Genomic DNA, 6,609 nt, shown 5'->3' with positions numbered 1-6,609 from the left:
AGGTATAAGAGACCGCCGCGCCCGAACCGCACGTCCGTCTGCTGGCCCGGCACTGGACCGCCGAGCGCTCCCCCTCCACCGGCGCGCCCCGGGGGCGCCATCTGCTGGTGGTCGACGGCCCGGATGGCACCGCAGCGGCCCGCGCGCTCGCCGCCCTGTTGGAGGCCGCGGGCGGTGAGCCGACGATCGCCGGACCGGACGACGCGGTGTGCCGCGACGTCTCCGCGCAGCCCGGCGAGAGCGGGCTCACCGTGGTGGTCCTCACCGAGGGCGGCGCCGACCCCGCCGAGACCGTGCGGCGCGTCACCGAGGCGGTCACCGTCCGGGCGGACGCCCCGGACACCGCCGCCCTGTTGGTGGCGACCCGCGGGGCCCGCGTCGTGACCGCCGGCGAGTCCGCGGACCCGGCGCAGGCCGCGGTCGCGGTGCTGCCGGTGGTCGCCGGCCAGGAGTACCCTGGGTTGGACGTGCGCGGTGTCGACCTGGATCCGGCGGGTGACCCCGCTCGGGACGCCGCTGACCTCGCCGACGCCCTGGGCGTCACCGGTGGCCCGGTGCTCACCGCCTACCGCGGCGGTGTCCGGTACATCCCCGATTACCGGTCCGTCCCCGAGACCCCGGCCGCGTCGCACACCCCGGCGGTCCGCGCCGGCGGCAGCTACCTGGTCACCGGCGGTCTCGGCGTCATCGGTCTGGTCGTCGCCGAGCACCTGGTGCGCGGTGGGGCCGGCCGGGTGGTGCTCGCCGGTCGCGCCGGACTGGCCGCCGACGCCACCGGCCCCCGGGCCGAGGCCGTCGCCCGGCTGCGCGCCCTCGGAGGTGCCCGGGTGGAGACTCCGAAGCTGGACGTCACCGACTCCGCGGCCATCGCCGCACTGCTCGGGGAGGAGCGCTTCACCGGGGTGCTGCACGCCGCCGGTGACACCGCCGAGGACGCCTTCGGGCCGCTGGCCACGGTCGACGCGGACGGGATACGCCGTCACTTCGGCGCCAAGTACCGGGGCGCGCTGGCGATCGGCGAGGCCCTCGACACGCTCCCCGCGGAGCTGGCACCCGCCTGGGTGCTGCTCTTCTCCTCGACCTCCGCGCACCTCGGTGGGATCGCCTTCGGTGGCTACGCCGCCGCCAACGCCGCCCTGGAGGCGCTGGCCCGGCCGACGGACGAGGAGACACCCACCCGCTGGATCTCCGCCGCATGGGATACCTGGATCGCCACTCTGGCCCGTACCGAGGAGCGCACCGCGGGTGCGCTGGCCGCGTACGCGATGACCGACGCCCGGGCGCTCGCCGCGCTGGATGCCGTGGTCACCGGACCGCTGGACACCGTGGTGATAGCCGCCGGCGGCGGCTGGGAGGACCGGCTGCCGCAACCCCCGGAGCCCGCCTCCGACGAGGAGTCCGCACCCGCGCTGCCCCGTCCCGAGCTGCCCCAGCCCTATGTCTCCCCGCTGACCGCCACCGAGCGCGAACTGTGCGAGCTGTGGTCGCAGACGCTGGGCGTGGTGCCGGTCGGCACCCGGGACAACTTCTTCGACCTGGGTGGCAGCTCCTTCTCCGCGTTGCAGATGCTGGCGACCGTGCGGCGACGCTTCGGCCGCACCGTCCCCGCTGTGGTGCTCTTCGAGTCGCCCACCGTGCGGGGCCTGGCCGCCGTACTCGATGGTGCGGACCAACCGGCCCCGGTGCCCGCCCCGGCCGGGCGGGAGCGGCCGGTCCCGGTCACGGTGCGGACCCCCGGGCCGTCGCCGGTACCCACCGGGGAGGGCGGGGGAGCGGACCCGGCGGAGACCGACCGGCGGATCGCCGTGGTCGGTATGGCCGGTCGTTTCCCGGGCGCGGGCGATGTCGGCACCTTCTGGCAGAACCTGCTCGGCGGTGTGGAGACCATCACCTTCTTCACCCCGGAGGAGTTGATCGAGGCGGGCGTCGACCCCGAACTGGCCCACGACCCGGAGTACGTCCGGGCCCGCCCGGTGCTGGAGGACATCGCCGGGTTCGACGCCGGGTTCTTCGGGATGAGCCCCCGCATGGCCGCCCTCGCCGACCCCCAGCAGCGGCTCTTCCTGGAGGTTTGCTGGGAGGCGCTGGAACACGCGGGCTGCGCCGACGAGTCCTATCGGGAGCGGGTCGGGGTCTACGGCGGCTCCAACCTCAGCACCTACCTGCTGGGCATGGTCCCGCAGCTCGGCAGCGGCATGGACGTCAGCCCCTACGAGCTGATCATGACCAACGACAAGGACGCCCTCACCACCACCGTCTCCTACCTCTTCGACCTGCGAGGCCCGAGTGTCCCGGTGCAGACCTTCTGCTCCACCTCCCTGGTCGCCGTGCACACCGCGGTTCGCAGCCTGCGTGCCGGGGAGTGCGAGGTGGCGCTCGCCGGCGGTGTCTCCATCGGAGTGCCGGACCGCAGGGGCCACCGCCGCCAGCCCGGAGGCATGGACTCCCACGACGGGCACGTCCATTCCTTCGACGCCGACGCGACCGGCACCATGTTCGGCGACGGCGCCACCGTGGTCGTCCTCAAGCGTCTCTCCGACGCGCTCCGTGACGGCGACACCGTGCACGCCGTGATCCGCGGCTCCGCCCTCAACAACGACGGTGCCTTGAAGGCCGGTTACACCGCGCCCAGCGTCGTCGGGCAGGCCGCCGCGGTGCGTGACGCCCTGGTGGACGCCGGTGTGACCGCCTCCGACATCGGCTATGTGGAGGCGCACGGCTCGGCCACCGAGCTGGGCGACCCGATCGAGGTCGCCGCGCTCACCCGGGCGTACGGAGCAGGGGACGGCCCCGGCACCATCCCGATCGGCGCGGTGAAGACCAACGTCGGCCACCTCAACCACGCCGCGGGTACCGCCGGACTGATCAAGACCGCGCTCACTGTCCGGGACGGGGTCATCCCCGCCTCCCTCAACTACACCCGCCCCAATCCGCAGATCGACTTCGCCGCCGGTCCGTTCTACGTCAACACCACCGCGAGCGGCTGGTCCGGTGAGGAGGGCCGCCCCCGGATCGCCGGGGTCAACTCGCTCGGCATGGGAGGCACCAACGTGCACGTCGTCGTGGAGGAGCCGCCCGCCCAACCGGAGCGCGGCCCGGAGAACCGCCGCCACCACGTGGTCGCCGTCTCCGCCCGCACCGAACAGGCCGCCGAGGAGTCGGTGCGCAACCTCGCCACCTTCCTCGACGAGGGCACCCCGCACCGGATCTCCGACATCGCCCACACCCTGCACGTCGGCCGCAAGACCTTCGAGCACCGGCGGGCCGCCGTGGTCACCGGCACCGCGCACGCCGCCGCCGTGCTCTCCGGAACCGACGACCGCGCCGCGGTCGCCGGCCGGGTGGAGACCGCCTCGGGCCGCCCGGTGGCGCTGCTGCTGGCCGGTGTCGGCGAGCAGTACCCGGGCATGGTCGGCGACCTCCACCGTCACGAGCCGGTCTTCCGGGCCGAACTCGACGCGGTACTGGAACTGCTCGCCCCCTGGCTGCCGGAGACCGACCTCACCGATCTGCTCACCGGGGACCGACCCCGCGGCGGGGGCGACATGGACCTGGCGGCGCTGCTCGGCCGCGCCACCGGCGACGACGACCCGCGTACCGCGGAGCTGGAGCGGACCGAGGTGGTCCAACCGTTGATGTTCGCCGTGGACTACGCGCTGGCCCGGACCCTCATCGCCTGGGGTGTCCGCCCGGCCCTGATCCTGGGGTACAGCCTCGGCGAGTACGCCGCCGCCTGCCTGGCCGGGGTGCTCTCGCCCGCGGACGCCGTCGCCCTGGTGGTACACCGCGCCCGACTGATCTCCGGTGCGGAAAGCGGCGGGATGGCGGCCGTGCCGCTCGGCGCGGACGAACTCCGCGGCCGGTACCGGCTGGACGCCCGTGGTCTGGACATCGCGGCGGTCAACGGCCCGGCCGCCGTGGTGGTCGCCGGTCCGCAGGACGCGCTGGACGGGTTGATCGCCGTACTGGAGCGGGACGGGGTGCCCGCCCGGGCACTGCGCACCACCCACGCCTTCCACTCCCGTATGTTGGAGCCGCTGGCGGAACAGCTGACCTCCTGGGTCGCGGAGAACATCACCCTCAACCCGCCCTCTCTGCCGTACCTCTCCAACGTCACCGGTGATCTCGCCGACGCGGCCCTGGTTCGCGACCCCGCCTACTGGGCCGCCCACATGTGCCGCACCGTGCGGTTCGCCGAGGGCGCGCAGCGACTGCTGGAGGACCAGGAGCCGGTGATCGTGGAGATCGGCCCCGGCCCCTCGCTCGGTGCGATGGTGCGCGGCGCCGGCTGCCCGCCGGAGCGCTGGCCGCTGATCACCGCCACGTTGCCCGCGCAGAGCGACCCGCGTCCCTCGGACGAGGTGCTCACCGAGTGCGTCTCCCGGCTCTGGCTGACCGGTGTGGAGTTGGACTGGGCCGCGTACCACGGTCGCGGTGCCGCCACCGCCGAGCTGCACCGAGGCGCTCCGCCCCGCCGGGTGCCGCTGCCCACCTACCCGTTCCAGCGCCAGCGGTACTGGATCGAGCCCACTCCGCTGTTCACCGGGGGCGCCCCCGCCACGACGGCGGGGAACACGCCGCCCGAGGGCCCGGCCTCCTTCGAGGACCTGGACCGGGTGCCGCGGCTGCCGGAGGAGGAGTGGCTGTGGCAGCCGGTGTGGCGGCAGACCGCCGTGCCCGCCCCGGCCCCCGCACAGCCCGCGCACTGGCTGGTCTACAGCGCGGGCAGGGCGGCCGAGCGAATCCTCGCCGCACTGCGCGCCGCCGCCGGACCGGAGGTTCGGGTCAGCGCGGCCCGGCCCGGCACCGGCTTCACCGTCGGTGGGGACGGCGAGCACCTCGACTACACCCTCCGGCCCGGTGACCACGCCGACGCCCGGGCGATGCTGCGTGATCTGCGCGGACGCGGCCCGGAACCGGAGCGGGTGGTTCACCTGTGGACCCTCGATGCACCCGGCGATGGCGCCGACCCGACCGACGCCACCGTGGAGCTGGGACTGCACACCCTGGTGGCGCTCGCCCACGCGGCCGGTGACCTGGGCCTGGAGGGTTGGTCCCTGGACCTGGTGACCTCCGGCGCCCACCCGGTGCTGGACGGGGTGGAGGCCCGCCCCGAGGCGGCCACCCTGGTCGGCCCGGCGCTGGTGGTCCCCCTGGAGTACCCGGGTGTCACCACCCGGCTGCTGGACGTCGCGCCGGCCACCCCGGCCGCCGTCGTCGTCGAGGAGTTGCGCCGTCCGCGCACCGACGCCACCGTGGCCCTGCGTGGCACCCGCCGCTGGGTCGCCGGTTACGAGGCGCTGCCGGGCCGGGACGCCGAGGAGGCGGCCCGCACGGTCCTCCGGGAGGAGGGCGTGTATCTGATCACCGGTGGTCTGGGGGGCATCGGCCTGGCGATGGCCGAGCGGCTCGCCGCGAGCTGCCGTGCCCGGCTGGTGCTGCTGGGCCGCCGGGGACTGCCGCCGCGGGAGCGGTGGGAGGCGGTGGCCTCCGGTGCCGAACACGCCGAGGAATCGATGCGCGAACGGGTCGTCCGGGTGCTGGATCTGGTCCGGCTCGGCGCCGAGGTGGAGGTCGTCGAGGGCGATGTCTCCGTCAACGCCGACGTGCGGCGCGCGGTGGAGACGGCCCGGGAACGGTTCGGCGCGCTGCACGGGGTGCTGCACGCGGCCGGTGTACCCGGTACGGGACTGATGCAGTTCAAGCAGCCCGCCGACTCCGACCTGGTGCTCGCCCCCAAGGTCGGTGGTGCCCGCGCCATCGCCGAGGCGCTGCGGATCGACGGCGAGGACGAGGTGGAGCTGGACTTCCTGGCCCTCTTCTCGTCCATCACCTCCGCCACCGGCGGTGGTCCCGGCCAGGTCGACTACTGCGCCGCCAACGCCTACCTGGACGGCTTCGCCGCCCGGCTGGCGGCCGGCGGACGCCGTGCGGTCTCCGTGGCCTGGGGCGAATGGACCTGGAACGCCTGGGATTTCGGCCTCGCCGGCTACGATGATCAGCTCCAGTCCTTCTTCCGGAGCCATCGGGAGACCTTCGGCATCGGCTTCGACGAGGGCTGGAGGTCGCTGCTGCGGGCGCTGTCGGCCGGTGAACCCCGGGTGGTGGTCTCCACTCAGGATCTGCCGACCATGGTCCGCTACGCCGCCGGCTTCACGGTCGAGGCGGTACTGGACCCGACCGAAGGCGGGCAGGGCGGCGGGCGTCATCCGCGTCCCGAGTTGCTCACCCCCTACCGGGAGCCCTCCGGTCCGGCCGAATCCTCGATCGCCGAGGTCTGGCGTGACCAGCTGAAGCTGGAACGGGTCGGTGTGCGGGACAACTTCTTCGAACTCGGCGGCAACTCCCTGCTCGGCATCGCCCTGCTGGCGAAGCTGCGCAAGGTCTTCCCCGGGGCGGAGCTGCCGCCGCACGTGCTCTACGAGGCACCGACCGTCGAGGCCCTGGCGAAACTGCTCGACGGATCGCCGGCCGCGGACCGGGTCCGGCCCGGCCCGGACGCCGGCGAACAGGGTCGGCGTCGCCGCTCGGGCCTGAAGACCGCCGCCGCCCGCCGCCGCAGGGCCGGTTGACCGGTTCCCGCGGGCCCCGCCCCCCGGAGCCCTCCAC

Annotated in this window: 1 protein-coding gene; it reads left to right on the top strand. The window is 74.5% G+C overall.

Features of this window, described 5'->3' with window-relative positions:
- The first annotated feature begins 107 nt into the window (after positions 1 to 107).
- On the top strand, positions 108 to 6,572 hold the full coding sequence (locus tag FNQ90_RS08665) for a type I polyketide synthase (RefSeq protein WP_182605831.1): 6,465 nt from the start codon (positions 108 to 110) through the stop codon (positions 6,570 to 6,572).
- Positions 6,573 to 6,609: the final 37 nt, after the last annotated feature.

This window comes from Streptomyces alkaliphilus (assembly GCF_014141535.1).
Classification (GTDB): Bacteria; Actinomycetota; Actinomycetes; order Streptomycetales; family Streptomycetaceae; genus Streptomyces; species Streptomyces alkaliphilus.
Note: the sequence above shows the minus strand (reverse complement) of the source record. Positions and strands in the feature narration are given on the sequence as shown.